At 64.0% G+C, this 25,911-nt stretch carries 18 protein-coding genes; 11 read left to right on the forward strand and 7 right to left on the reverse strand.

What is annotated here, in order from left to right; all coding sequences use genetic code 11:
* Positions 1–262: 262 nt before the first annotated feature.
* Positions 263–1,204 carry a hypothetical protein gene (locus AB0O58_RS21425; protein ID WP_052061716.1) on the forward strand — a complete coding sequence of 314 codons (942 nt, stop codon included), beginning with the start codon at positions 263–265 and terminating at the stop codon, positions 1,202–1,204.
* Positions 1,205–1,641: 437 nt separating this feature from the next.
* Here the strand turns inward: AB0O58_RS21425 and AB0O58_RS21430 are convergent, their stop codons facing one another.
* Both AB0O58_RS21430 and AB0O58_RS21435 read right to left on the reverse strand, forming a co-directional pair.
* On the reverse strand, positions 1,642–2,325 hold the full coding sequence (locus AB0O58_RS21430) for an ABC transporter ATP-binding protein (RefSeq protein ID WP_032401344.1): 684 nt from the start codon (positions 2,323–2,325) through the stop codon (positions 1,642–1,644).
* Positions 2,322–3,353: an ABC transporter permease gene (locus tag AB0O58_RS21435; RefSeq protein ID WP_197077432.1), complete on the reverse strand. Its 1,032-nt coding sequence runs from the start codon at positions 3,351–3,353 to the stop codon at positions 2,322–2,324. The genes AB0O58_RS21430 and AB0O58_RS21435 overlap by 4 nt, the downstream gene beginning before the upstream one ends.
* Positions 3,354–3,588: 235 nt before the next feature.
* Between AB0O58_RS21435 and AB0O58_RS21440 the strand changes: the two genes are divergently transcribed.
* Positions 3,589–4,770 carry a sensor histidine kinase gene (locus AB0O58_RS21440; RefSeq protein ID WP_283542032.1) on the forward strand — a complete coding sequence of 394 codons (1,182 nt, stop codon included), beginning with the start codon at positions 3,589–3,591 and terminating at the stop codon, positions 4,768–4,770.
* Entirely contained in the window at positions 4,767–5,405 is a 639-nt protein-coding gene (locus tag AB0O58_RS21445) for a response regulator transcription factor (protein WP_045840988.1), read from the forward strand. Before AB0O58_RS21440 ends, AB0O58_RS21445 begins: the two co-directional genes overlap by 4 nt.
* 58 nt (positions 5,406–5,463) lie before the next feature.
* Here the strand turns inward: AB0O58_RS21445 and AB0O58_RS21450 are convergent, their stop codons facing one another.
* Positions 5,464–6,363, reverse strand: a complete 900-nt coding sequence (locus AB0O58_RS21450; RefSeq protein ID WP_230593580.1) for a GGDEF domain-containing protein — start codon at positions 6,361–6,363, stop codon at positions 5,464–5,466.
* Between the two features lie 1,196 nt (positions 6,364–7,559).
* Positions 7,560–8,501 carry a helix-turn-helix domain-containing protein gene (locus AB0O58_RS21455; protein ID WP_027504856.1) on the reverse strand — a complete coding sequence of 314 codons (942 nt, stop codon included), beginning with the start codon at positions 8,499–8,501 and terminating at the stop codon, positions 7,560–7,562.
* A 107-nt stretch (positions 8,502–8,608) separates the two neighbouring features.
* Between AB0O58_RS21455 and AB0O58_RS21460 the strand changes: the two genes are divergently transcribed.
* Together AB0O58_RS21460 and AB0O58_RS21465 are read left to right on the forward strand one after the other, a co-directional pair.
* On the forward strand, positions 8,609–8,920 hold the full coding sequence (locus tag AB0O58_RS21460) for a putative quinol monooxygenase (RefSeq protein ID WP_006247389.1): 312 nt from the start codon (positions 8,609–8,611) through the stop codon (positions 8,918–8,920).
* 940 nt (positions 8,921–9,860) lie between these two features.
* On the forward strand, positions 9,861–11,186 hold the full coding sequence (locus AB0O58_RS21465) for an ISL3-like element ISPfr2 family transposase (RefSeq protein WP_366238762.1): 1,326 nt from the start codon (positions 9,861–9,863) through the stop codon (positions 11,184–11,186).
* 343 nt (positions 11,187–11,529) lie between these two features.
* On the opposite strand, the gene AB0O58_RS21470 is transcribed toward AB0O58_RS21465, so the two are convergent.
* The gene (locus AB0O58_RS21470) at positions 11,530–12,030 is read right to left on the reverse strand and encodes an Lrp/AsnC family transcriptional regulator (protein ID WP_032375666.1); all 501 of its coding nucleotides are present in this window, start codon (positions 12,028–12,030) and stop codon (positions 11,530–11,532) included.
* A 154-nt stretch (positions 12,031–12,184) separates the two neighbouring features.
* Between AB0O58_RS21470 and AB0O58_RS21475 the strand changes: the two genes are divergently transcribed.
* The 3 genes from AB0O58_RS21475 (at position 12,185) to AB0O58_RS21485 (ending at position 18,459) form a co-directional block, all read left to right on the forward strand.
* On the forward strand, positions 12,185–15,670 hold the full coding sequence (locus tag AB0O58_RS21475) for an indolepyruvate ferredoxin oxidoreductase family protein (protein ID WP_032375665.1): 3,486 nt from the start codon (positions 12,185–12,187) through the stop codon (positions 15,668–15,670).
* A gap of 23 nt (positions 15,671–15,693) precedes the next feature.
* On the forward strand, positions 15,694–16,782 hold the full coding sequence (locus AB0O58_RS21480) for a Glu/Leu/Phe/Val dehydrogenase dimerization domain-containing protein (protein ID WP_366238759.1): 1,089 nt from the start codon (positions 15,694–15,696) through the stop codon (positions 16,780–16,782).
* Positions 16,783–16,926: 144 nt separating this feature from the next.
* Positions 16,927–18,459 (forward strand): amino acid permease, encoded by a 1,533-nt coding sequence (locus tag AB0O58_RS21485; protein ID WP_219520289.1) that lies wholly within the window; start codon positions 16,927–16,929, stop codon positions 18,457–18,459.
* A gap of 629 nt (positions 18,460–19,088) precedes the next feature.
* Here AB0O58_RS21485 and AB0O58_RS21490 read toward each other — a convergent pair.
* Both AB0O58_RS21490 and AB0O58_RS21495 read right to left on the reverse strand, forming a co-directional pair.
* The gene (locus AB0O58_RS21490; RefSeq protein WP_366238760.1) at positions 19,089–20,372 is read right to left on the reverse strand and encodes a lipase family protein; all 1,284 of its coding nucleotides are present in this window, start codon (positions 20,370–20,372) and stop codon (positions 19,089–19,091) included.
* A gap of 437 nt (positions 20,373–20,809) precedes the next feature.
* The gene (locus tag AB0O58_RS21495) at positions 20,810–21,439 is read right to left on the reverse strand and encodes a TetR/AcrR family transcriptional regulator (RefSeq protein WP_032375683.1); all 630 of its coding nucleotides are present in this window, start codon (positions 21,437–21,439) and stop codon (positions 20,810–20,812) included.
* 224 nt (positions 21,440–21,663) lie between these two features.
* On the opposite strand from AB0O58_RS21495, the gene AB0O58_RS21500 reads away from it, so the two are divergent.
* From AB0O58_RS21500 to AB0O58_RS21510, 3 genes are all read left to right on the forward strand, one after another.
* Positions 21,664–23,328: an FAD-binding dehydrogenase gene (locus AB0O58_RS21500; protein ID WP_032375682.1), complete on the forward strand. Its 1,665-nt coding sequence runs from the start codon at positions 21,664–21,666 to the stop codon at positions 23,326–23,328.
* Entirely contained in the window at positions 23,325–24,260 is a 936-nt protein-coding gene (locus AB0O58_RS21505; RefSeq protein WP_308102637.1) for an MBL fold metallo-hydrolase, read from the forward strand. The genes AB0O58_RS21500 and AB0O58_RS21505 overlap by 4 nt, the downstream gene beginning before the upstream one ends.
* A 101-nt stretch (positions 24,261–24,361) precedes the next feature.
* Positions 24,362–25,708, forward strand: coding sequence for a lipase family protein (locus tag AB0O58_RS21510; RefSeq protein WP_032375680.1), 1,347 nt, complete (start codon positions 24,362–24,364; stop codon positions 25,706–25,708).
* Positions 25,709–25,911 lie beyond the last annotated feature (203 nt).

Below are 25,911 nucleotides of genomic sequence, written 5' to 3' on the forward strand. Positions count from 1 at the left end.
GCGAGCGGTGCCTAAACTGTTGTAACAGCCAAACCGGGGAGGAAGTGTCACCGTTTCCGAACACTGCAACTTTGAATATCGACACTCCGCCAGTCACGCGGATGGGCCAGCGAGCGGCGGGCCGACGGGGATCGACCCAGATGCTGACCACGACGTCCGCGGCCGTTCGATACGAGCGTCGAACACCATCAAAGTAGCTCTACCGGAGCGGGATCGACACATCTGGTCACTGTTCGAGGACTGGTGCACCGCCCACGATCACTTGGCACTACCGGCCCCACCAGAATCACTCGCGCAGTTCCTCCGTGCTCACCCTGCCGCGCCGGCAACCCAACGCCGCCGTATCGCGGTCATCGACGCCGCCCACCACCGGCACGCCCTACCGCCACCGGGACGCGCAGAGACCGTACGAGCTGCTCTCGACGAAGCCCGCACCACACGCCTGCACGGTCTCGCTGCCCTGACCGGCGGCATCATCGCCAGTCTGCCCGAATCCGGTTGGCCAGCTGCACTGTTCGCGCGCCGAGACGCACTGATCCTTACTCTGGCGTCGACCGGCCTGCCCTACACGCAGATTGCAGCCCTGCGGGTATGCGACATCACCGCCGACCTTGAGATCGATACCCTTCGCATAGAGACAGACGACGGCATCCGCACCAGCACCGCACAGGAACCCGGGGAAGCAGGCGCGTCCCCAAAGCGGGTGTATCGACGCTGGTGCGAGGTGTTGGGCCACCATGACCGCTATCCGAGCAACCGCATGCTCGCAGACGCCATCGACGCGGTGGCCGGCACTGCACTCACCGGATACGAGCAGTATCTTGATCCGGACGGTGAACAGCCACTGCTGACTCCGATAGACCGGTGGGGCCACACCCCGCTGCCCATGACCCCGCTCACCGCGCGTGCAATAGCCGACATCGTGCGACTGCACCTGGACGGGCGCGCACCTGACCACACACGCTCCCGGGTGAGGACACAGCTCTCAGACTCGTGCATCGCACCAGAGCCCGCATCGACGGTCGTACTCGACCCCGGCTACTACGAACGCGGAACACGCGCACGCAGAAACGCCCACGACCTTCTCGGAGACATCGATTCCACCCTCGCCGACGTCGAGGCTCGTGCGGATACCTTATTGGAGGATCTTCTCGAGTTCATCGGGTCAGAGACGGGTAGTGCCCTGACCGATCTCATCGAGTGACAAGCAGCTGCCCATGGCGAGTCCCCATCTCGATGTGGACGCGTGAAGACAGACGTGCGGTTGCCCACAGGTGCAGTCTTTCCAGCCACCTCTGCCTACGTCAGACTCGCGAACTTCGGGGGAGAAGACGTCGATGAATTAGTCCGACATCACCAACCATCGGTGCGTCATCGACACCCATACAGACATTCAGGGGGTTCGCCCGATCCGTTCACTGGTTCGACCGCGTCGTTTCTCTTTCGCATCCGACTACCGCATCATTCGGGTGGATCCGTTTGGACACGAGTGCGCCGGCGGAAATGTGCACCTCGTCCTCGAACGGATCAGCCATCTCAATCATCCCAGTTGTGGTCTCGCCGCACGGCCGGTGGGTGCTTCCATAACGAATGCGGTGACACCGGCGACGTACGCACAGTGTGTCCACTGGCCGAGCCGGCTCACCTGGCCTGAGCGTTGACCAGTAACCGGCCGTCGACGATTTCCACGACATCGTCCATGTCGGAGAGATGTGCGCGGTCGTGGGTGACCACCACCGTCGCAGTGCCGTTGGTGCGGGTCAGAGTGGTGATGAGATCGAGAATCGCCGCTCCGCGCTCGTGGTCGAGAGCGCTGGTGGGTTCGTCGACCAGCAGCACCGCGGGGTTGCTCATCAAGGCTCGAGCGATATTGACCCGCTGTCGTTGCCCACCGGAGAGTTGATGCGGCCTCTTGTGCGCGTGATCGCCGAGGCCAACAGCGTCGAGCAGCGTGAGCGCGTGCATTGCTGCGCCGCGGGGAGAGTGCCCATCGAGGTGGGCGATGACCTGCAGTTGCTCAACGGCGGACAACGACGGCAACAGATTGGGCTGTTGAAAGACCGTCCCGATCTTGGTGCGCCGCAATGTCGTCAATTGTCCGCGGGTCATTGCGACAGTGGATGTTCCGTCGATGACGACGCGTCCGGTATCGGGTGTGATCAAGGTGGCCGCCACGGCGAGCAAGCTGGATTTGCCGGAGCCGGACGGGCCGATGACGGCAGTCATCGTGCCTTTCTCGACGTGTAGGTCGACGCTGTCCAGCGCGGTCAGCCGGGCGTCGCCGTCGGGGTAAGTGAGGGTGATGTTGGTCAGATGCAGGCTCATCGTGCGCTCCAGAGTGCGGTGAGGGGGTCAACGGAGGTGATTCGGTTTATGGATAGTCCGGCGCCGACTGCGCCGAGGACGATAATGATCAGCGCGGGTAGCGCCACGGTGCCGATGTCGAGCACGAACGGCACGGTGCCGCCGACGAGTGCGCCCACTCCTGCGGCCAACCCCGTTCCGACGACGGTGCCGATGGTCAGCAGTACGACGGCTTGACCGAGCGCATCTCGAAGCAGATATGCGGTGGATGCTCCGAGAGCTTTGAGTACCGCGACGTCGCCGCTGCGCTGGATGGTCCACACGGTGAAGAACGCCCCGATGACAAGTGCAGAGATAGCGAAGAGGAAGGCGCGCATCAGTTGCAGCGAGCCGTTTTCCGAGCTGTAGGAGCCGACTGCGGACTTGGCGTCTGCGGTGGGCACCGTGTCGGTGCCGATCCGTTCGTCGGCCGCAGGGAGGTCGGCGTCGGCGACAGTGCTCAACCCGACCACTGTCGCTCGCAGCGGGCCGTCGGACGCTCCGCCGGACAGGGTCTGCCAGGCCTGCAAGTCCATGTAGATCACCGGGGTGTGGCTGTAGGAGGCGTCGCCGTCGACACCAGCGACCGTCAGCCGCTGTCCACCGAGGACGAAGTCTTCGCCGACTCCGACGTCGAGCTCGTCGGCGGCCGACGTAGACAGTACTGCGCTGCCGGTGCGGATTCGGTCCGATTCCGGTGCCAGAGTCGAGCCTGGCTGCACGCCGAACGCGGAGATCGAGGCGCTGCGCGGGCCGGCCTCGGCTTTGGTGGTCGTGATGCCGAGTGGTTCGGCTCGCTGAACTCCATCCACTTGTGCCCACTGCTGCCAGGTGGATTCGGTGACGGTGCTGTCGGTGAACGACACCGCCTTGCCCCCTGTCGGTGCCGAGAATGTCAGATGGTCAGCCGGCAGGTCGGTGATAGCCGACGTGCTTTCTCTGCCCAATCCTGCGGTGAGTCCGGACAACAGGCCGACCAACATGGTGATCAGCACGATGACGGTTCCCATCAGGGCGAACCGCCCTTTGGCGAATCGTAGGTCTCTCCAAGCGACGAACACGTCTTTTCTGCCTTTCTTGCAGACGACCGGATCAAGTACCCGGTGACTGAGTCCAACTCTCGCCGCTGCCTGGGTGCGGGGGCATCGACCGGGAGAGTGCATCCTGAGAGCCGGAAGGATCAGAGCCGGTTACACCTTTCGGCCGATGCCGGCCGAGTGCGAACCGCATAGCCTGGACACTGATATGGATCCGTCGTCGCTCACCCCTGTCATGCGCATCCTGCGCGGCTGCCTACATCTGTTGCTGGGGGCATTGCTGACGCTGTCGATCGTGCGTGCGGTCCAGGAGCGCGTACCGCACCTGATGGCGGTCGTCGTTCTTGCCGTGGTCCTGGGCGTGGTGTACGCGGTGGGCGCAACCTGGCCGAGAGTGCGTCACTCCGGGTCGATCGCCGCGGGATGGCTCGTGGCTGTCTGGGCGGTGTGGACGGCGTTGCTCGTGGTGAGCCCCGAGGCCGTGTACCTGGCGTTCCCGTTGTTCTTTCTCGAGCTCCATCTCCTGCAGACGAAGTGGGGCATGACGGCCGTTGTCGTCACGACCATCACGGCGATCGCTGGGTTCAGCTGGCATCAGAGAGGTTTCGCGGTCGGAGCGGTAATCGGACCCTCGCTCGGTGCCGCGGTCGCAATCGCGGTCGTACTCGGCTACCAGGCGCTCTATCGAGAGAGCGAACAGCGGCGCGCGCTCATCGAGGAGCTGACGGCTGCCCGCGGAGAACTGGCGGCGGCGGAACACGAGGCCGGGGTCCTCGCTGAACGTGAACGGCTGGCCCGTGAAATTCATGACACCCTGGCTCAGGGGTTGTCCAGCATCCATTTGTTGCTCCGCGCGGCCGAGCGCCTGCTCCCGGCGGGTTCCGACGAGGCGAACAGGCATGTCGTCCAGGCCCGAGAGACAGCGTCGAGCAACCTCGAAGAGGCCCGCCGCTTCGTTCGTGCGCTCACACCGCCGGATCTGGAGAACGGCTCACTTCCCTCGGCGTTGGAACGATTGTGCGCCCGCACTTCTACAGCTACCGGACTACCGGTCGACTGGCAGTTGTCGGGTGTTCCGGTACCTCTCCAGACAGCACACGAGGTTGCGTTGCTGCGCATCGCTCAGTCTGCTCTGGCGAATGCCACGCAGCATGCTGATGCCACCCGGGTGGCGGTCACCCTGAGCTACATGGACACCGAGGTGGCGCTCGACGTCGTCGATGATGGTGGGGGCTTCGATCCCGACACCGTCAGCACTGGGGATCGTGGTTTCGGGCTGCCCGGGATGAGGGCTCGCGCTGACTCACTGCGCGGCACCCTGGCGGTGGAATCGAAACCTGGCGAGGGCACAGCCATCGCCATCACTGTGCCGTTGGAGGTGCGAACATGATCCGCCTCCTCATGGCCGACGACCATCCGATAGTTCGCGCAGGATTGCGCGCGGTACTCGAGACCGAGCCGGACTTCGTGATCATCGCCGAAGCGACGACAGCCGAGCAGGCGATCGAACTGTCAGCCGAGCTCGAGGTCGACGTGGTGCTGATGGATCTGCAGTTCGGTCCCGGAATGCACGGCGTCGACGCCATCGCCCGCATTGCCGCCCTCCCCAGCGCACCGTATGTCCTGGTATTGACGACCTACGACACCGATGCCGACATTCTCGCTGCCATCGAAGCCGGCGCGGTGGGCTACCTCCTCAAAGACGCACCGCCCGATGATCTCTCTGCAGCGGTGCGCACGGCAGCAGCAGGAGGGTCGGCGCTCGCGCCTGCCGTCGCATCGCGGTTGATGGACCGGATGCGGACACCCGGCAGCACACTGACGTTGCGTGAGATCGAAGTGCTGCAGTTGGTGGCAGACGGACATTCCAACGTGCAGATCAGCCAGCAGCTGTTCCTGAGTCAGGCCACCGTCAAGTCCCATCTGGCCCACATCTACCCGAAATTGGGCGTCGACTCACGAACCTCGGCCGTGGCAGCAGCAACGTCCAGGGGCCTGATTCGGCCTGGGCAACAGCAACACTGACCCGGCACGCGTCAGTTCGGACCCGGCTCGCACACTTCGAGGTGGTCGTCGGGCGTACTTACAGCACCGTCATCGAAACATTGTTTCCCCCCGACTCCTTTGCGCGATACATGTGAGCATCCGCCGTTCTGGCCATTCGCACAATGGTCGAGGCCCCGATACCGGGCGACATCGAACTGACTGGGAGCACTGCTGCGCCGATGCTTGCTGTCACAGGTACCGGATCTGTCGGATGATACAACCCTGTTTTGACCAGATGGATCAATTCATGCAGATCGCATTCCGCGCCAGTGGACGCCACCAGAAATTCCTCGCCGCCCGTTCGTGCCACAACGCCTCGTCTACCTGCCAGTGCGGCCAAACGATTTGAAACCAGTTGAATGACCTCATCCCCACGGGCATGCCCATGATTGTCATTGACCCGTTTGAACTTATCTATATCGACTACGAGAACTACAAGAGAAAGCTGTTTTTCCTCGGCCTCCGCCCACAAATCGAGTAGTGCGTTGTCTGCGCCTCTCCTGTTGAAGACGCCAGTGAGGGGGTCGAGTGTCGACTGCCGGGCGTCGCGCGAGATCAGGGTCCACACAACTTGAGCGAATACCGGTGTGCCGTTGGTAGCCACGAGTACGGTGCATGTCGTAGCTAGAATCGTTGCTGGGTCCTCATTTTGACCAAGATATGCCAGATAGCCGAAAATTAGTGTAAAAACACTTGACCATGTGAGGTGCGCCGCCAGCCATCGCGGGCTCATGAGATATCCAACAAACGCCCCCGTCACCGAGAAGAGAACACACCCGGTCAAACGCCCGAAATCATCGTAGAAGGCCAGAACGGAGGTCAATCCTACGTCCCCGAAAATGGCGAACATAACAAAGACTTGTACCAGCCTTTTCCGACCATTGGGCAGAGGCAGCACCAGCCAGGCACCTGCAACCGCGACCTGAATTCCCAGCATCACGACAATCCAGGTTCTACCGCTCTCGCTCGTGGGACCATGGAAACTGAACAACATGACCGTCGAGATAAAAGCGATGGACAGAGTCCCCGCTGCGATGACCCCACCGAGAAGTCCGCGCAAATGACGGGTGGAGTGATGAAGTACTATCCAGTCGTAGTCGAACGGTTGCGTGAACCAGTCCGACAGTGCCGCGGAGGCTCGGCCGAAAGAGCTCTTGCGATGCCGACCCGACCGCGGTGGCTCACCGTAACGCTGCGACCGGATCGTATGCACCCATCCCCATTCCGTCGACCGTTGCCAGCTTCACTAGAAGGCCCAGTCCGGTCGATGCGCAACCCCGACTGCACAGGTGGAGCAAGGCTCTTACCCGCCTGTGCCGACCTCACAGCTACTTCAAGTTCGATGAAGCGGCTCGGCCCACAAAGCCGGAGTCATACCGTCATGTTCGTCTTACGCTTGTCGCGACCGGAACGCAGGTGGTTCGCCGGCGCAGAAACACAGACTTGTGATCTGTTGCGTAGGAATGGTAGCCATCCGGTCGAACAAGGTCCATAGCCTGCGCTGCTCAATTCTGAGGAAATGGACAGACATCGACGACGATGGTTTCCGATTGAACCAGCACAGGTTACGGGTGCAGGCGGAGTCAACAATCATCAGAGCCTGATCCACCCTCGCCGACGTCGAAATCCGTGCGACCGATTACTGGCGGATCTCCTGGCGCGCCATTTGGGTCGAAAGCGGACGGTGCATCGACACTGCCACTAAGTGACGTGCAGGTCAGAATCATGTGCACTTACGTGGCTCTTCCCAGATGACGGTGTAGGTCGGCCGGGCGCGTCGGTCCGCAGATAGACGTCGAGGTCTCCCGACGATGGAGGTTCCTACGCCATCCATCCGAAAGACCTCGACGTGTCCGACGCTACCCCGCCGGCCGGCTTCGGCCGCCCTGACCTGACCGCCTTCGCGGCTCATCCCAATCGACCCTGATCGGGTCTGCTGACCCCCTCGACGAGAACGCAGCGACATCACAGCCACCCAACCCCGACCGCCCGGGAAGCCGGGGCACGTCACATGGCCTGTGCTGCGGGCGTGTCGAGTGGGTCGTCCAGGGGCGACGCAGGAGAGTCGACGCGACGTGCTGAGAGGTGGTTCCAACCGAGCGCTAGGACACCGGCTACAGGCATGGCGATAGGTCAGGAACGGCGTCGCTCCCTGCGCAGGAGGGAGCGCAGAGTCTCGGCGTTCGCATAGCCGACCCGTAGCGCGATCTCGGCGGAGGTGAGGTCCGTGGTTGCTGAGAGGTGCCGCGCTCGTTCGATGCGAAGCCGTTGGACGAAGCCGAGCGGAGTGAGGTTGAGCGCCGCACGGACTCGTCGTTCGAGGGTGCGCCGGCTGGTGCCGAGCGACTGCGCGACGAAGGCGACGTTGAACGGTTCGTCCAGGCGGGCGCGCACGAAGCGTTCGAACTCGACGACGATCGGGTCCTCGTGCCGGAGATGTTCGTAGGCGACGAAGGCCGCCTGCGACGGACGCTCGTCGATGATGAGGAGCTTGGCGACATGTTGGGCCAGGTCGGGGCTGATCGATCGCACGAGTGAGAGCGCGAGGTCGATGTGGGCGAACGCGGCGCCGGCGGTGACGAGGTTCCCGTCGACCACGACCATGGTGTCGAGATCGAGGGCGACGGTCGGATAGCGCTTCAGGAACTCCGGCCCCAGGAACCAGCTGGTCGTCGCCCGCCGATGATGCATCCGTCCAGTCTCGGCGACGGCGAACACGCCGGTGCACGCCGCGGCGATCCGGGTGGTCGCGTCGTCGAGGCGCCCGAGTGAGGCGATGACCGAACGTGCATCTCGGCTCTGGAGGGCGTCGTTGGTAGCGGCGGCCGTGAGGGTTCCAAGCGCAGGGACGACGACCACGTCGAACTCTCCGGACTCCGACAGCGGGTGGTCTACCGACAGGGTCATCGATGCCGTCGTGGTCACTCGCCGTTTCGGTCCGAGGATGGCGAGTTCGATCGGGTCGATCCGCGGGTCGACATCGCCGCGGGCTCCGTCGGCCACCCGCACGATGTCGATGACCGACGCGACAGCCGAACCGAAGCAGCCGTCGATCGCGATCAGTCCGATACGCATGGCGCGAACAATAGCAATACTGTCGTATACGCCACTCCCCACCGGCCCTCGCTCGTCATACGCTGAACTCGCCCCACGAAGAACCCCGACTTCAAGGAGAACCCCTCATGTCCACACCCGCATCACTTCCGTATGCCTTCGTCGCCAAGATCGTCGCGGCCGATGGACAGCACGACGCGCTCGCCGATCTGCTCGCCGGCGCTGTCGCACTCGCCAACGAAGAAGTAGGAACGATTGTCTGGTTCGCGGCTAGGACCCACGCCGACACCTTCTGGATCTTCGATGCATTCCCCGACGAGGCCGCTCGCGACGCCCACGCCAACGGCGCCATCGTCGCAGCCCTGATGGCCAACCAGCACCTCCTCGGCGCAGCACCCGAGATCCTGGCGGCCGACGTCCTCGCGTCCAAGCTCCCGTAGTCCGCCAACGCACGAGACGATCGCGCCCCGCCGAGCCGTCGGACCCGACCGCCTCGACACCCGCACCACGTTGACGATCCCCGACGGGCCGATCACGAGGAGGCCAGGCAACACCAGGCGCAAGCCTGGAGCGGCACTGTTTCACCGGTGGTCATCGAGAGAGCCAGCGCGGCTCCATGGCAGCGCAACTGTGTCAACTTGCCCTCCGTCCCGCGAGGCGCCGTGGGCGGGGTCGTGGTTGCGATCCGTTGCCGTGACGGGAGACGCGTTGCGCGTCGCAGCGATGACGGGTCGTTGGCGTTCCGGGGCGTTGCGTTCGTGCGCGCCGCGCGTGCGGCATGGAGCATCTCGCTGCGCACACAACGATCGTTGCGCCGACGCACCGTTGACACCTCGCACGTCCAGGTCGCGACACAACGCCACGCTGCGTTGCCGAGCGGAGCGAGGCCTTTCGGCACACGGACAGGATGCCGGCCGCGAGCGCTCAGCCGGCGAGGGGTCCGTCGCAGAGGAGAGCGACGTCGGTGTCGGGCAGAGCCGTGAGGCCAGCGCATCGCGCGACCACCAGAACCGAACCGACGACCTAATCACGTCGGCTCTGCGTCTATCGCTTGATGCGCCCACTGGGTGAACGAGCCGCTGACCTGCACAAACGCCGAGCGTGGGGGACGCTGCCATCCGGTGGTGACCGACGACGACCGACCAGTACCGACCGTTTTACCGGAGTTTCACCGGAGCTCGCGGCGGCGTCGAAGCCGAGCAAGCTCCATTCTTTAGCTCACCGCGCCTTGCTCCTCGCCGGTCCCGTCGTCGTCGAAGACGTCTCTCAGGGCTCTTCCCAGATGAGGGTGTGGGTCGGCCGGGCGCGTCGGTCCGCAGATAGACGTCGAGGTCTCCCGACGATGGAGGTTCCTACGCCATCCATCCGAAAGACCTCGACCTGTCCGCCGCTACCCCGCCGGCCGGCTTCGGCCGCCCTTACCTGACCGCCTTCGCTCGACTCGACGGCCTCGGTCTGAGCGTGACCGGGCAACGACTTGAACCGGATCGTGCGGTCCTCGCGTGCCGCGTGGTGGAACCAGATCAGTGGTGCCGACGGTGCGGCAGCGAAGGCGCTGCTCGTGACACCGTGATCCGGCGGTTGGCCCACGAGCCGCTGGGCTGGCGACCGACCGTGCTGGAAGTTGTAGTGCGCCGCTACCGCTGTGCCGACTGCGGACACGTGTGGCGCCAAGACACCAGCGCCGCGGCGGAGCCACGCGCGAAGCTCTCGCGCACCGGGTTGCGGTGGGCGCTGGAAGGGATCGTGGTCGCACACCTCACCGTCGCCCGTGTCGCCGAGGGACTCGGGGTCGCGTGGGACACCGCCAACAACGCGGTCCTGGCCGAAGGCAATCGGCTGCTGATCAACGACCCCACGCGGTTCGAGGGCGTGAAGGTCATTGGCGTCGATGAGCACGTCTGGCGCCACACCAGGCGTGGCGACAAGTACGTCACCGTGATCATCGACCTCACCCCGGTCCGCGATGGCGCCGGCCCAGCAAGGCTGCTGGACATGGTCGAGGGCCGGTCGAAGGCGGCGTTCAAGACCTGGCTCGCCGACCGCGACGACGCCTTCCGTGACGCGGTCGAGGTGGTCGCGATGGACGGCTTCACCGGGTTCAAGACCGCCGCTGCGGAGGAGATCCCGGACGCGGTCACGGTGATGGATCCCTTCCACGTCGTGCGCCTGGCCGGTGACGCCCTCGACAGGTGTCGGCGCCGGGTCCAACTCGCGATCCACGGGCACCGTGGGTTCAGGGACGACCCGCTCTACAAGTCGCGGCGCACGCTGCACACCGGCGCGGACCTGCTTACCGACAAGCAGAGCGACAGGCTACGCGCGCTGTTCGTTGATGACGCTCACGTCGAGGTCGAGGCGACCTGGGGTGTCTACCAGCGCATGATCGCCGCCTATCGCCACGAGGACCGGCAACGTGGCCGCGAGCTCATGGAGAAGCTGATCACCGACCTCAGCGCCGGCGTCCCCAAGGTGCTCACCGAGCTCACCACCCTGGGCCGGACCCTGAAGAAGCGAGCCGCCGACGTGCTCGCCTACTTCGAACGACCCGGCACCAGCAACGGGCCGACCGAGGCGCTCAACGGACGGCTCGAACACCTGCGCGGCTCCGCACTCGGGTTCCGCAACCTGACCAACTACATCGCCCGAAGCCTGCTCGAGACCGGCGGATTCAGACCCCAACTCCTACACCCCCGATTGGGATGAGCCACTTACGTACGACATAAAGAGAGTCTCTCAGTCGAAACACGCGGCGCGGGGTCGTTCATATTCAGCTGTCCGACGACGCCGTTGTCCGAGTATCGCCGCGCGGCCTGCTTCCGGGGAACGACTTCGGCTTTGGCAGACGACGCGAGCGCGCCGCTGGGACTCGGAATGGGCCGACGGGGTCTTCGAACGCCGGGATTCTGCCCATCCTGCTGTTCGATTTCGCGGTCGGTGGAAGCGACAGATTACGCGGGGGAGCTACACCCCGGCCTGGGGTACAAGGCCGCACCCAATTCGCCAGAGCATGTCGGTAAGCCTTTATCTGGGGATCCCGCGCATAGTCTTATGCCCGCGGTGTCGATCGCCCCCACCCGGCGTCGCTCGTGATCGCCTGCAGCAGTGGCTGAGTGCGGTAGGGGAGGGGCGTCGTCAGCGCCACGGTGGTGCTCGAGTGCCACACCCCGACTATGCCGAGCACCTTCTCGATGAGCTCCTGCAGACTCGCGTGATCCTGCGTCGCGACGCGAACGAGCAGATCTTCCCTCCCGGTCGTCGCGTGGATCTCGAGCACTTCGGGGATATCCCTCAGCGCCGCTACGACGGAACTGAGATACCCCTGTTCGAGTTCGAGCGCGAGGAAGGCCTGAACGTCGATCCCGGCCAGAGCCAGATTCAACTCGGGCCGAAAGCTCCGGATCAGCCCGGTGTCCTCCAACCGCTTGATCCGGGACTGAACGGTGTTGCGCGTGACTCCGAGGGTTGCCGCGAGCTCCACGATCCCGGCGCGGGCGTCCGTCGTCAGAAGCCCGATGAGCTTGGCGTCCAACTGGTCGATGGTGAGCATTTCGTAGACCTCCGAAGGTGTTCCAGATCACTGTCTGCGCGTTCTGCTTAGTTGTACTCGCATCAGTTGACCGTGGTGCTGGGCAGGTACATGGTTGCGGGACCGATAGGTCAACTAGAGCAGCTTCTTGTGCCAGATGTGAGGTAACCGTTCGATGACCCAGCTCGACGACGTAACGACGGTCCAGCCTGATTTCGATCCCACGGATCGCTACCGGACCGATTCCGGGCCCACACTCATGACCGGTGTTCAGGCCATCGCCCGGCAGCTGGTGGAGCAGCACGCCCGCGACCAGCGGGCCGGCCGCAAGGTAGCGACGTTCGTCTCCGGCTACCAGGGCAGTCCGCTGGCCGGCCTGGATCGACTGCTCGCCGGCATCCCCGAGCTCGGCTCGGTCCACGACGTCCGGCTCGTACCCGGCATGAACGAAGAGCTCGCCGCGACGTCGGTGTGGGGCAGCCAACTCGAGCTCCCCAGCGGAACCGCGACCCACGACGGCGTCGTCGGCGTCTGGTACGGCAAAGGCCCTGGCCTCGACCGCGCCAGCGACGCACTGCGCCACGGCGCGATGTACGGCGCACACCCGGCCGGAGGTGCGTTGGTACTGGTGGGCGACGACCCGGCGGCCAAGTCGTCGACCGTCCCCGCTGCCAGTGAACGCTCGCTCGCTGCACTGTCCATGCCGATCTTTTTCCCGCGCAACGCCGAAGAGATCATCGCCTTCGGGTTGTACGGCGTCGCCCTGTCCCGGCTGTCCGGTTGCTGGTCGGCCATGAAGATCAACGCCGACGTCGCCGACGGGTTGTGGACGCTCGATCGCAACTTCTCCGACTTCGAGATCGTCTCCCCGTCGATCGAGTGGGAAGGGCGGCCGTGGACCTACCGTCAACGTGTTCCCGGTCCGCCGCCGGACAGCGTTCTCGCAGAAGCCGACCTCTACGGCCCGCGGTGGGCGATGGTCGAAGCATTCAACGCCGCCAACGACGTCGACTCGATCGAGATCGATCCGGACAACGCGTGGCTGGGCATCGTTGCCGTGGGAACCGCCTACGATTCGGTTCGACAGGCCCTGCGCGAACTTGGTCTCGACGACGACAAGCTCGTCGACGCCGGGATCCGCATTCTGCGTGTCGGAATGCCGTACCCGCTGGGTTCGGCGAAAGTCCGGCAGCTCGCACGTGGCGTCGAGACCGTGCTCGTCGTCGAGGACAAGACGTCCTTCGTCGAGGCACAGGTCAAGGATGCGCTGTACGGCTCAGGCCATGCCCCGGCAGTCGTCGGCAAACGCGCGTCCTCCGGCACCGTATTGATCCCCGCGGACGGGGAGCTGACCGCTGCGCGGCTGCGAAAGCCGTTGCGCACGCTGCTGTCCGGTCGTGTGGAGATCATCGTTCCACCGCCGCCGCCGCTCGAGCTGACCGTTCTGTCTTCGAAGCGGACCCCGTACTTCTGTTCGGGGTGCCCGCACAACCGATCGACGGCTGTTCCGGAAGGCTCCCTGGCAGGCGGCGGAATCGGTTGCCACACCTTGGTCACGATGTCTTCGCGTACCGACTCTCAGGTGACAGGTCTGACGCAGATGGGCGGCGAAGGGGCGCAGTGGATCGGACAATCCCCGTTCACCGACGTCGGGCACATCTTTCAGAATGTCGGTGACGGAACGTATTTCCACTCCGGGCAGCTTGCTGTGCAGGCCTGCATCGCCGCCGGGGTGAACATCACCTACAAGATCTTGTTCAACTCCGCCGTCGCCATGACCGGCGCTCAGGACGCGGAGGCGGGTCTGAGCGTGCCCGACCTGACCCACAAACTCGCCGCCGAGGGCGTCGCGAAGATCATCGTCTGCGCCGACGAACCCGAGCGCCACCGGGGTGCGTCGTTCTCCGTCGGGACCGTGCTGTGGGATCGGGACCGGCTCGACGAGGCGCAACGGCTCCTGCGGGACACCACGGGTGTCACCGTCCTGATCTACGACCAGCAGTGCGCCGCGGAGGCGCGTCGTAAACGCAAGCGGGGCACGTTGCCGGCGCGACGGACGCGCGTGGTGATCAACGAGGCCGTGTGTGAGGGCTGCGGCGACTGCGGTGTCAAGAGCAACTGCCTCTCGGTGCAACCCGTCGACACCGAGTTCGGCCGCAAGACCCGTATCGATCAGGGCAGTTGCAACACCGACTACTCCTGCCTCGATGGCGATTGCCCGTCGTTCGTCACCGTCGAGCTCCCCGAGTCGCCGGTGGCGACGGTGAAGAAGGCTGTGGCACAGCCGCCGTCGGTATCGGACGTCGTGCTCCCGACAGTCGAGGCGACGCACAACATCTTCCTCGCCGGCATCGGCGGGACCGGCATCGTCACCGTCAACCAGGTGCTGGGCATGGCAGGCTTGCGCTCGGGTCTGCACGTCGAGGGGCTGGACCAGACCGGGTTGAGCCAGAAGGCAGGTCCGGTCACCTCGCACCTGCGACTGAGTCCACACCGCGCCGAACCGTCCAATCGCATCAGCCCCGCCTCGGCGGACTGCATCCTGGCGTTCGATCTGCTCACCGCGGCCGATGGCAAGAACGCAGGCGTCGCCGATCCCGCACGGACGGTCACGGTTGCATCGACCAGCCGGACGGCGACGGGCGAGATGGTCTACGACCCGTCCGTCTCGTACCCGGACGAGAGCGGTCTGCTCGACCGACTGGACGTGCTGTCCAAGCAGCTCGTGAGCTTCGATGCGCTGGCGGCTGCGGAGACGCTGTTCGGCAATACCGCCGCAGCGAACTTCCTCCTCGTCGGAGCGGCCTACCAGGTCGGCGGACTGCCGATCCCGGCCGACGCTATCGAAGAAGCCATTGCGATCAACGGTGTTGCGGTGCAGGCGAACCACGCTGCGTTCCGTTGGGGTCGCGTCGCCGCCGACGATCCTGCAGCGTTCCGAGCCGCGATGACGCAGGCGGCTCCCCTGGCCACTCGGACGATCACACCGGCGCCGGAGCGGCTACTGAACTCGATCACTGTCGACGGTGTGGTTCGCGAACTCGTCGAGCGCCGCGCCGGCGAGCTCGTCGCCTACCAGAGCGAGAAAATTGCCTCCAGGTATCTGGCCGTCGTCCAGCAGGTATGGACCGAGGAGCGCACGGTCGGTGACCGCACCGAGTTCAGCGAGGCCGTGGCACAGGGATTGTTCAAGTTCATGGCCTACAAGGACGAGTACGAGGTGGCCCGGCTGCTGACCGACCCGGCGTTCCTCGCGTCGGTGTCGTCGGAGGTGCCCGGGGGAGAGAAGCTCACCTACAAGCTGCATCCACCTGCGCTGAAGGCCCTTGGACGCACCAAGAAGATCGGGCTCGGCCCCAACCTGCATCTACCCATGCGCGTTCTCGCCAAGGGGAAGAAGCTGCGCGGCACGGTCTTCGACCCGTTCGGGTACGCACACGTTCGGCGGCTGGAACGAGCACTGATCGACCACTACGAGTCGATGGTGCTCGACGCCGCCGATCATCTCACCGAACAGAACTACGACGCGGCAACCCAGGCCGCGGCGGCAGCGGACATCGTGCGCGGCTACGAGGACGTCAAGCTCGGGAACGTCGATCGTTACCGCGCCCGCCTCACCGAATTGTCCATCGATACAACAGCTCTCCCGACGACCCGCTAGTACACCGACACAGGACAGGAATCATGACACTGATCGACGATCACCGCACGAATACCTTCGGATCGACGGGAGTATTCGGTCGTCCCGATTTCGCCGACGATTCGCCGCACGAGCAGGTGGTGTTCTGTCAGGACGCCGCAACCGGCTTGAAGGCCATCATTGCCATTCACTCGACGGCACTCGGCAATGCCCTGGGTGGGACGAGGTTCTTCCCGTACCGGGACGAGCAGTCGGCTCTGACCGATGTGCTGCGGCTCTCGCGCGGCATGACGTACAAGGCGGCTGCTGCCGGCCTTCATCTCGGCGGCGGCAAAGCGGTCATCATCGGCGACCCCGCGACCGTCAAGACGCCCGAGCTGCTCGAAGCGTACGGCCGATTCGTCGAGACGCTCGGCGGCCGGTACATCACGGCAGGTGATGTGGGAACCACCTCCGACGATATGGATGTCATCGGACGCTCGACCGATCACGTGGTGTCTCGGACGACGGCAGCGGGGGGATCGGGCGACAGCGCACCGTTGACCGCACTCGGTGTGTTTCATTCCATGCGTGCGGCCGCCCAGGCCAACTGGGGATCGACGGATCTCGGGGGCCGCCGCGTGGGCGTCGAAGGCACCGGGAAGGTCGGCTACAACCTCATCAAGCTACTGGTCGAGGCCGGTGCGACCGTCACTGCGACCGACGTGAATGCCGCTGTGCTGCAGCATGTGCAAGCAGAATTCACCGACGTGCGGATCGCCGATCGGGTCATCGACACCGATATCGAGATCTACGCACCCTGTGCGATGGGAGCGACGCTGACGGACGAGAGTGTCCGCGCCCTGAACGCTGTAATCGTATGCGGCGCAGCGAACAACCAACTCATACAGCCAGGCGTCGAGGAGACACTGCGTCAGCGTGGGGTCGTGTGGGTTCCCGACTACGTCGCGAACAGCGGTGGTCTCATTGAGGTAGCGGGCGAGATCGACGGTAGCTCGCGCTCCGAGATCACGGCCCGGGTCGAACGTGTCGGGTCGACGGTCGCCGAAATTCTGCGTCGCCAGCGCGATCAGGGAGTGCTGGCGGGTCATGCTGCGCACAGCATCGTCCAGGAGCGCCTCGCCGCCCGCTGAAATCTATTGGTTTCTTCGAAAAGCATTGCATCAGAACGGAAGTCGGATAGAATGTGATTACCAACACAGTTCGAGTGGATGCCGTGCGAGACCCGCGTGGACTAGGTGCTCGAACAACTCGAAGTCGACAGGTAGAACACAACAGTGGATGAGAAGCGTTCTTCGAGCTATGCCCGAAAGACCGGGATCTTTCGAACCAAATCGGTCGAGCAGTCCATTCGGGAGACCGACGAACCCGACACCAAGCTCCGCAAGGACCTGTCGTCCTGGGACCTCACGGTGTTCGGCGTAGCCGTGGTCGTCGGAGCGGGCATTTTCACGCTCACCGCGAGAACCGCAGGCAACGTGGCGGGTCCGTCGGTATCTCTCGCATTCGTCCTTGCCGCGATAGCGTGCGGACTCGCCGCGTTGTGCTATGCCGAGTTCGCTTCCACCGTTCCGGTGGCCGGCAGCGCATACACGTTCTCCTACGCGACATTCGGTGAGTTCGTCGCCTGGATCATCGGATGGGATCTCATTCTGGAGTTCGCCCTCGCGTCGTCCGTCGTGGCGAAGGGTTGGTCGTTGTATCTCGGTGAAGTTCTCGGCTCCGCGTCGCCGATCGTGACGATCGGTGGTGTCGACATCGACTGGGGTGCCTTACTCATCGTCGTCATCATCACCGGCCTTCTGGCCAGCGGTACCAAACTGTCCTCCCGCGTGTCGCTGATCATCACCGCCATCAAGGTCGCGGTAGTGATACTGGTCGTCGTCGTCGGCGCGTTCTACATCAAAGCCGAGAACTACTCCCCGTATATTCCGCCCGCTGAGGGGGGGACGACGACGGAAGGCGTTCACCAGTCGCTCTTTTCCTTCGTTACAGGTGCAGGCGGCAGCACATTCGGGTGGTACGGCCTCCTAGCCGCAGCGAGCCTGGTGTTCTTCGCGTTCATCGGGTTCGATGTCGTGGCGACCACGGCCGAAGAAACCAAGGAGCCGCAAAAGGCTCTACCCCGCGCGATCCTGGGCTCGCTGGCGATCGTGACGGTCCTCTACGTCGCCGTCACCCTCGTGCTGACCGGAATGGTGAACTACACCGAACTGGCCGGAGACGACTCCACATTGGCGACGGCGTTCGAGCTGAACGGCTTGACGTGGGTGAAGAACGTCATTTCGTTCGGCGCACTGGCCGGCCTGACGACCGTGGTGATGGTGATGATGCTGGGCCAGACTCGCGTGTTGTTCGCGATGTCGCGCGACGGCTTGGCGCCCCGCAGTCTGGCCCGTACCGGCAAGCGCGGCACGCCGCTACGCATCACGCTGATCGTGGGATTCGTTATCGCAGTTCTGTCCGCGTTCTTCCCGATCGGCGTACTCGAAGAGATGGTCAACATCGGAACGCTGTTCGCCTTCGTGCTGGTCTCGATCGGCGTCATCGTCCTCCGGCGAACCCGCCCCGACTTGAAGCGCGGGTTCAAAGTACCGCTGATGCCGTGGATTCCTATCGTTGCTGTCATCGCGTGCCTGTGGTTGATGGTCAACCTGTCCGTCGAGACCTGGCTGCGGTTCGTGATCTGGATGGCAATCGGTGTGGTCATCTACTTCACCTACAGCAAAGGCAACGCAGACAAAACAATTCGCGAACGCGAGCAGGAAGATATCGAGCGGGAAGCGGCGCGTTCGGAGGTAGTCGAGTAGCAAGCATCGAGAGCGCACCCGAATCGACGGGCCCCGTTGTCACACCTCGGCCGACGGGCCCGTCGTTTCGGGGGTCGTGCGCGCCGCCGACCCGTCGAATCTTCCGGCTCGTGTGGCACGTTCTTTGGCTCGCCGATCGGGCCTGAGTGGCCGCACGCCTCCGGTTCGCAGCATTCGAGGCCCACATCAGCGCGCCTGCCAGCGGCTGAGCATGAGCCGTACTGCTGTACGCAAACGTTTTGATTGACAGTGGAGGTGAAGTGCCGTGCTCGAGTACTGGACGATTCCAACCAGCGACTTCTGGAGACGATGCCCGGCCTGCGGCAATAAATGCACCGCAGAAAGGGTCCGGCGCACTCTGTCCAACCACGAACAGGTTACCAATGACTACGCTGCCTGCTGTGCATGTTCATGGGAGGGCTTCGCGGACATGACACGGGGCGAAGGCGTCCAGTCTCAATGATGCCAGTGCGCCCGGGTTGCGGTGGTGACGGCGCGGACTGCCTATCGATTTCAGACGTGGGCGTCATGATTTTTCTGGGGTTTGACCTCCGGTGCAGTCGTCTTCCGGCATTCTCAGTGCAGAAGATGTAGCGCGCCAATCGTCGTCACCGCCGTACGGCGTCTGCTCACTTTCGGGGAAGTCCTAGCAGGCTCCGCACGGTCTCGTCGACGCTTTGCACAGTCGCGGCCGGGTCAGCTCCCACGAAACTGGGAACAGTGCTGATGTCGCAATACGGTCGCTCGGGTGCGGGTTCGCTCGACACGGTGTCGAGCCAGTCCATGCTCAGCGCGAGCCCGGACACGGCGGTGGTGAGATGCAGCCCCAGCTCTTCTCGTCGGACGGTCAGACGCGCACTGCGTTCGCACTCGGCGCGCACGTACGAGTCGAGGTCGGTCACGGGTACCGCTTCGTCGTTCACGCTGTGATAGAGCAGACGGGGGACATCAGTGGCCGTGGTACCGAGGCGGGCGCGGTCCAGTACGGTGCGAATCTCAGGTTTGCCCCACACCGATGCGAAAGGTTCGGTGAACAAGGTGTCGTACTGTCGGGCGATGTTCGTGAGCTGGTTCGATGTCGAGCATGCAGTGGCCATGGCATCGAGGGTCGTGCGGCCCAGCGGTGTGAGGTACGGGTCCAGTCGTGCTTTCAGATCGGGGTAGGTGTTGCGAAGTCCGGAGACGATGAACAGTCCCGTTCCTGCCTGGGCGGAACCGTCGAGGTTGTACGGCGATTCGGCGAGATCGACTGGTGTACCGCCCATTGCTGCGCCGACGAGGTTGATCTCCGGGGCGTACGTCGCGTGTTCCTCAGTGGCCCATCCTGTGGCGAGCGCGCCGCCGGAGTATCCGGCGGCGCCCACGGGTACCGATTCGGGGAGACCCAGTGGGGCGAAGTCCCGCGCTGCTCGAATACCGTCGAGCACTGCACGACCCGGCTCGACCGTGGCTCCGAATTCGGACAGTGGCCCGCCGTGGTCGGGTATCGACACCGTCCAGCCCCGATACAGAGCGGACTGCACCAGGGCGAGGCCCGCCGAGATCGCCGTGACCCCGTCCAGGGCGGGGTTAGTGGACAGGTTCCTCGACGGTGCACACTGCGGTGCGGTGGCGTCCTCGAACACCTGGTAGGACAACAGTCGATGCGTCGAGGTCCCTTCGGGCGGAGCCAGGACGGTGGTGACCGTGGTGCTGGGTGCCCCCTGTTCGTCGGTGGTGCGGTACAGAAGCTGCCACGCCGTGACCCCCACCGGTACGGGGAGTCCGGACAGGGCGACCGGGGTTGCTCTGGATCGGAGCACTGTTCCGGGCGCTGAGTCTTCGAAACCTGCAGGCGGAACGTAGAATTCCGGCGGCGGCGCATCGGCACCGGCATGGGCGGTCCCCCACAGCGCGGTCGAGGCAAGTGCCATGAGTATCGTTAGGCCGAATATCATGAGGCGGCGACTTACGTTCGACGTCCGCACAATTCGAATGATCACTGTGTGTCCTTGTTCGGTATGCGGCCCGCTGCGTGGCCGCCCTCGGCGGGGCGGGGCGCGGCGCGGCTGTTGTGGAATGGCTGTTCCTGGTCGGAACTGGAATGCCGGACCCTGATCGGGTGCGAGGCAGGGGCCACGGTACGTGCCTGCGGCGTATTGCTCAGCATAATCGCCGAATCGACCGATCTCAGGTCCGTTTTGGCCGCGATCGTTCTCCCCTCATCTTCGAATACGTCGACCCGAAGGTGGAGCCCCCGCTGTGGTGCCTCTCATCACCACGGCCGACTGCAGTTGCAGTGAAACGACGTCCACAATCTGTGTGTTCTGGACGCGCAGCACGGTTTTCGGCCACAGAAACGCTGACCGACTTATTCCTCTTGAACCTGGGCTGTGTAATGCCCGACCAGTACGGTGAACAACTCTGCACGCCGCACGCAGGCCGCCTTGGCATCGTCTTCGATCAGACACTGCACCAGGGTGCCGTCGTGTGCAGCGACCAAAGCTGGTCCCAACGCCGCTCGGTCGGTGATCACGAGCCCGAGCTGGTCGAGTAACTGGTCGAGTAATGGCATCAGTGTGGCGAGAATCCCTTGCTCCCGCGCGATAATCACCCGTTTGAGTGAGGGGTTGCGCAGCGCGTGGGCGGTGAACTCGGCGTTGACCCGATACCACTTGTCGTCAATTGGCACCACCGCTAAAACGCATTCGACGATGTCGCCTAGTGAGTCGACCCGTGGTTGCTTACCGGGGGAGGAGAGCAACGCCTCGACGTCGGCCAGCATTTGAGTCGACCGCTGCTCCCACATCGCAAGGAACAGCTCCTCCAGGGAGGTGAAATTGGAATAGAAAGCACCCCGGGTGAAGCCAGCGCGCTCGCACACATGTTCGACACTGCTGTTACCGAATCCTCGTTCCGCATACACCTCCAATGCGGCATCGAGTAGCCGCTGGCGGGTCTGAGGTCGCCGTCGTTTCACCGGTCCGGTGGTGAGGGCCATGTAGGCAGCGTAGCGAACGCGATGCATCTCTGTTTTCCGTACGTTCATGTATTGAATGCGTTACTGTATCGAACGGGGTCGCCGCTCGCAGCACCACGCCCACGGGCGAGGGCTTCGAGTGAAGCCTGCGCGCGAGCTGGGCAACCCGTAGTGGACGAAACGTTGTAGCCGAGTTGTTGCCTGACTCGCATCCCAGGACCGTGAGAAGGACAAGAACGCAGATGATGGACGCCGATGTAATCGTGGTCGGAGCAGGACTGGCAGGCCTGGTGGCGACAGCGGAACTAGCCGATGCAGGCAAGCGGGTGTTGCTACTCGATCAAGAGCCCGAGCAGAACCTGGGGGGGCAGGCATTTTGGTCCCTCGGAGGTCTGTTCATGGTCGATACCCCCGAGCAGCGGCGAATGGGTATCAAGGACTCCGCGGAGTTGGCGTGGCAGGACTGGATGGGCAGTGCCACGTTCGATCGCGGTATCGACGATCCCGCTGGTGAAGACTATTGGGGCGGCCAGTGGGCACGGGCGTATGTGGACTTCGCGGCGGGCGAGAAACGATCCTGGCTGCACGCCCAAGGCGTGCGGTGGGTTCCGATCGTGGGCTGGGCCGAGCGCGGAGGTTATTTGGCCGAGGGTCATGGTAATTCGGTTCCACGATTCCACCTGACCTGGGGAACCGGTCCCGGTGTCCTCGCGCCTTTCGAGAAACGTGTTCGCGAGGCCGCAGACAAGGGTGTGGTGCAGTTCGGGTTCCGTCACCGCGTCGACGAGTTGACTACGACCAATGGCGTCGTCGACGGAGTCCGGGGCGCAATTCTCGAACCCAGCGCATCCGAGCGCGGCGCAGGCAGCAGCCGCGCCGAAGTCGACGATTTCGAACTACATGCAGGAGCGGTGCTGGTCACTGCGGGTGGTATCGGCGGAAATCACGATCTGGTGCGGGAGAACTGGCCTGCGCGGCTCGGTGCGGCCCCGGCGTCGATGATTTCCGGAGTCCCCGAGCACGTCGACGGCCGCATGCTCGGCATCACCGAACGCTCCGGTGGGCGCCTGGTCAACAAGGACCGAATGTGGCACTACACCGAGGGCATCAAGAATTGGGATTCCATCTGGAAAAATCACGGGATTCGGATCATTCCCGGTCCGTCGTCAATGTGGTTCGATGCCCGCGGCCAGCGGTTTCCCGTACCGAACTTCCCAGGATTCGACACCCTCGGAACCTTGAAAGCCATTCAGGACAGTGGATTCGACTACTCGTGGTTCGTGCTCACCCAGAAGATCATCGAGAAAGAGTTCGCCCTGTCGGGATCTGAGCAGAACCCTGACATCACCGGCAAAAACCTCAAGTTGGTGCTCGGGCGGGTCCTGCCGGGCGCAAGTGGACCGGTGGAGGCGTTCAAGAAGCACGGTGAGGACTTCGTCGTCGCCGATACCCTCGCCGAACTCGTCGACGGGATGAACAAGATTACCGGGGACGATCTGATCGACCGAGTCGAGCTGGAACGTCAGATCGTGGCCCGCGACCGCGAAACCGAGAACCCGTTCACCAAGGATTTGCAGATATCTGCAATCCACAACTCGCGTCGCTCGCGTGGTGAACGACTCGCGCGAACAGCGTCCCTGCACAAGATCCTCGACCCCAAGTCCGGGCCGTTGATCGCGGTGCGACTTAACATCATCACCCGAAAAACACTGGGCGGCATACAAACCGACCTCGATGGGCGCGTGTTGAGTACCGGCGGTACGGCAGTGCCGGGATTGTGGGCAGCAGGGGAAATCGCCGGCTTCGGCGGCGGCGGTGTACACGGCTACCGCTCCCTCGAAGGCACCTTTCTCGGCGGCTGTATCTTCAGCGGACGGCAAGCCGGCCGAGCCCTCGCCAAGCAGGCATGACGATGCGACTGCGATGGGGTCGACCCAACCTGCGCGCACACGAGGCAATGGCCCCGGCAGCATCGTCGTCGCCCGACTCTGCGGTCACCGTGTCATTCCTCGGCGTCACCACCCTGCTCTTCGACGACGGCGAGTCAGCCATCCTGACCGACGGATTCTTCTCCCGCCCATCGATGACGCGGACGCTGCTGACACCGCTGCGAACGGACCCCGCTCGGGTCGACTACGCCCTCAAACGAGCAGGTATCGACACTCTCGATGCGGTGGTCTGCGCACATTGCCACTACGACCACGCTCTCGATTCGGCCCACGTCGCGCAACGCACCGGCGCGGTGCTCGTCGGGGATGAATCGACCGCACTGATCGGTCGCGGAGCCGAGCTACATCCGAGCCGGATCGCCACGGCTCAACCAGGCGATGAACTGGAGCTGGGGCATTACACTCTGACGTTCGTCGAATCAGAGCACTCGGCCCCGAACCGGATGCGCGGGACGGTCGGTCGCGCTCTCGCTCAACCCGTTCGGGTCAAAGCGTACAAGTGCGGTGCGGCATGGTCGATCCTCGTCGCCCACAACAGAAGCGGTCAGACCGCGCTCGTGCACAGCAGTGCAGGCTTCCGGTCGAACATGCTCGCGGGTCGCACAGCCGACGTCGCATACCTGGCCGTCGGGCAACTCGGTCACCAGTCTCGCAACTTCATCGAAAAATACTGGTCCGAGACGGTCGCAGCAGTGGGCGCACACACTGTGGTCCTCACCCACTGGGACGACTTCTTCAGACCCTTGACCGCACCACTGCGGGCGCTTCCGTACACGTTCGATGACCTCGACGCCTCGTTGAGGACACTGTCCGATTGCGCCCGGCGTGACGGTGTACACCTCGTCGAACTACCCACCCTGTGGCGGCGAACGGACCCGTGGGCCACTCGATAGATCCAGCGGCGCACGCGAACCGCATCGTGTGTTCGACAACCCTCCCCGGCCACGACAACGCAGTGCGCCGTCCACTACCAGCTCAACAGACAGGTGACACCGTGCTCCGCAGAACTCGTTCGCTCCTGATCGTCAGCCTCGCCGCCGCCGCCCTCACCCACGGCGCAGCGGCGGTGTCCGCGCAGCCGGTCGATGATGCATTCTTCCGCTACACCGGTGCGGCCCCACTCGAGAGTTACCCGCCCGGCTCCGTACTCGGTGTGCGCACTCTCCCGTACCACCTGCTCAACGTAGCTACGCCTCTTGATGCAATGCAGATCCTGTATCGGTCCACCGATGCGCAGGGGCGACCGTCCGCCAACGTCACCTCGGTGCTGCGGCCCCCGAACGCCCAACCCGACAAGGTCATCTCCTACCAATCGGCATACGACTCACTCAACCCCGACGACGGCCCATCCCGAGCTATCGCCGGCAACACGCCCCTGCTGTCGCTGACACCGAGCGGGCGGAACGTAGACGTCGGCGGCGCTGCCGCATCCGGGGAGGGCGCTGTCATCGCACCCTTTCTGGCTCTCGGTTACACCGTCGTCCTCGCCGATACCCAAGGCCCCACAGCAGACTTCGCAGCAGGGCCCGAATACGGAATGATGACTCTGGACTCGTTGCGAGCCGCCCAACAGGTGCCGGGCAGCGGCGTCACCGACAATTCCCGTATCGGACTGCTCGGATACTCGGGTGGCGCCATCGCCACTAATTGGGCGTCGATCATGGCGGCCGACTACGCACCCGAAATCGCGGACAACTTGCTCGGCGCAGCCCAGGGCGGCTTGCTGGTCAACCCAGCGAACAATCTTCGATACGCCAGCGGCAGCATCAGCTGGGGCGGAGTGGTCGGAATGGCCATCGTCGGCATCGGACGTGCATACGGTATCGACTTCGACCCGTACATCAACGACTACGGCCGCGAGATCATGGCAAAGCTCAACGATGCTTCCATCCTCAACGTCCTTCTGCAGTACCCCGGATTGCGGTGGACCGACCTGGTCAAGCCGCAATACGCTGACCCGAACACAATCCCCGAGTACGTCGACGTGGTCAACAAGATCAACATGGGTCAAGCCGCCGTCCCGACCGTCCCGATGTTCGTCGCGCAAGCATCCAACGGAATTCTCGAAGGCACCCAACCGGGCCCGATCGGCACCGGGCCCGGCGACGGCATCATGGTCGCCGGCGACGTTCGCGCCTTGATGAACAAGTACTGCGCCGCAGGTGTGAGCGTGCAATACGACGAATACGACACCATCAGCCACATTCCTGGAGCCGCACTGTGGCTCCCGGGTGCCGTCGAATGGCTGATCGACCGCTTCTCCGACAAGCCGGCACCGACGAATTGCGGGCGCATCGCCCCCGGAAACTCACTGGCACCTCAACAACACGCATCGCGCTGACAAGCCGCCGCAACGACCTGCACCGCTGCAGAGGAGTTGCCGCTGACGTGTCGATGCGTGAGCTTGCGGACCCGGACTAATTGCAATCCGTTCGCCTGCCATCCCGGGCCGGGCAAGTGCCGTCGAACAAGGCGCGGCAGTCCAGTCGGACAGCGCGTTCCGACACTTTTTACGATCGCCCGGCCGCCTGGACGTGAACTAAT

Source organism: Rhodococcus sp. NPDC080181 (assembly GCF_040702225.1).
In the GTDB taxonomy this organism is placed as follows: Bacteria; Actinomycetota; Actinomycetes; order Mycobacteriales; family Mycobacteriaceae; genus Rhodococcoides; species Rhodococcoides fascians.

Bases quoted from the DNA above. Each gene is read 5' to 3' on its own strand.
- AB0O58_RS21430 (WP_032401344.1), bottom strand. From the start codon at position 2,325: ATGAGCCTGCATCTGACCAACATCACCCTCACTTACCCCGACGGCGAC.
- AB0O58_RS21435 (WP_197077432.1), bottom strand. From the start codon at position 3,353: ATGGGAACCGTCATCGTGCTGATCACCATGTTGGTCGGCCTGTTGTCC.
- AB0O58_RS21440 (WP_283542032.1), top strand. From the start codon at position 3,589: ATGGATCCGTCGTCGCTCACCCCTGTCATGCGCATCCTGCGCGGCTGC.
- AB0O58_RS21445 (WP_045840988.1), top strand. From the start codon at position 4,767: ATGATCCGCCTCCTCATGGCCGACGACCATCCGATAGTTCGCGCAGGA.
- AB0O58_RS21450 (WP_230593580.1), bottom strand. From the start codon at position 6,363: ATGCTGGGAATTCAGGTCGCGGTTGCAGGTGCCTGGCTGGTGCTGCCT.
- AB0O58_RS21455 (WP_027504856.1), bottom strand. From the start codon at position 8,501: ATGCGTATCGGACTGATCGCGATCGACGGCTGCTTCGGTTCGGCTGTC.
- AB0O58_RS21460 (WP_006247389.1), top strand. From the start codon at position 8,609: ATGTCCACACCCGCATCACTTCCGTATGCCTTCGTCGCCAAGATCGTC.
- AB0O58_RS21470 (WP_032375666.1), bottom strand. From the start codon at position 12,030: ATGCTCACCATCGACCAGTTGGACGCCAAGCTCATCGGGCTTCTGACG.
- AB0O58_RS21475 (WP_032375665.1), top strand. From the start codon at position 12,185: ATGACCCAGCTCGACGACGTAACGACGGTCCAGCCTGATTTCGATCCC.
- AB0O58_RS21480 (WP_366238759.1), top strand. From the start codon at position 15,694: ATGACACTGATCGACGATCACCGCACGAATACCTTCGGATCGACGGGA.
- AB0O58_RS21490 (WP_366238760.1), bottom strand. From the start codon at position 20,372: ATGGCACTTGCCTCGACCGCGCTGTGGGGGACCGCCCATGCCGGTGCC.
- AB0O58_RS21495 (WP_032375683.1), bottom strand. From the start codon at position 21,439: ATGGCCCTCACCACCGGACCGGTGAAACGACGGCGACCTCAGACCCGC.
- AB0O58_RS21500 (WP_032375682.1), top strand. From the start codon at position 21,664: ATGGACGCCGATGTAATCGTGGTCGGAGCAGGACTGGCAGGCCTGGTG.
- AB0O58_RS21505 (WP_308102637.1), top strand. From the start codon at position 23,325: ATGACGATGCGACTGCGATGGGGTCGACCCAACCTGCGCGCACACGAG.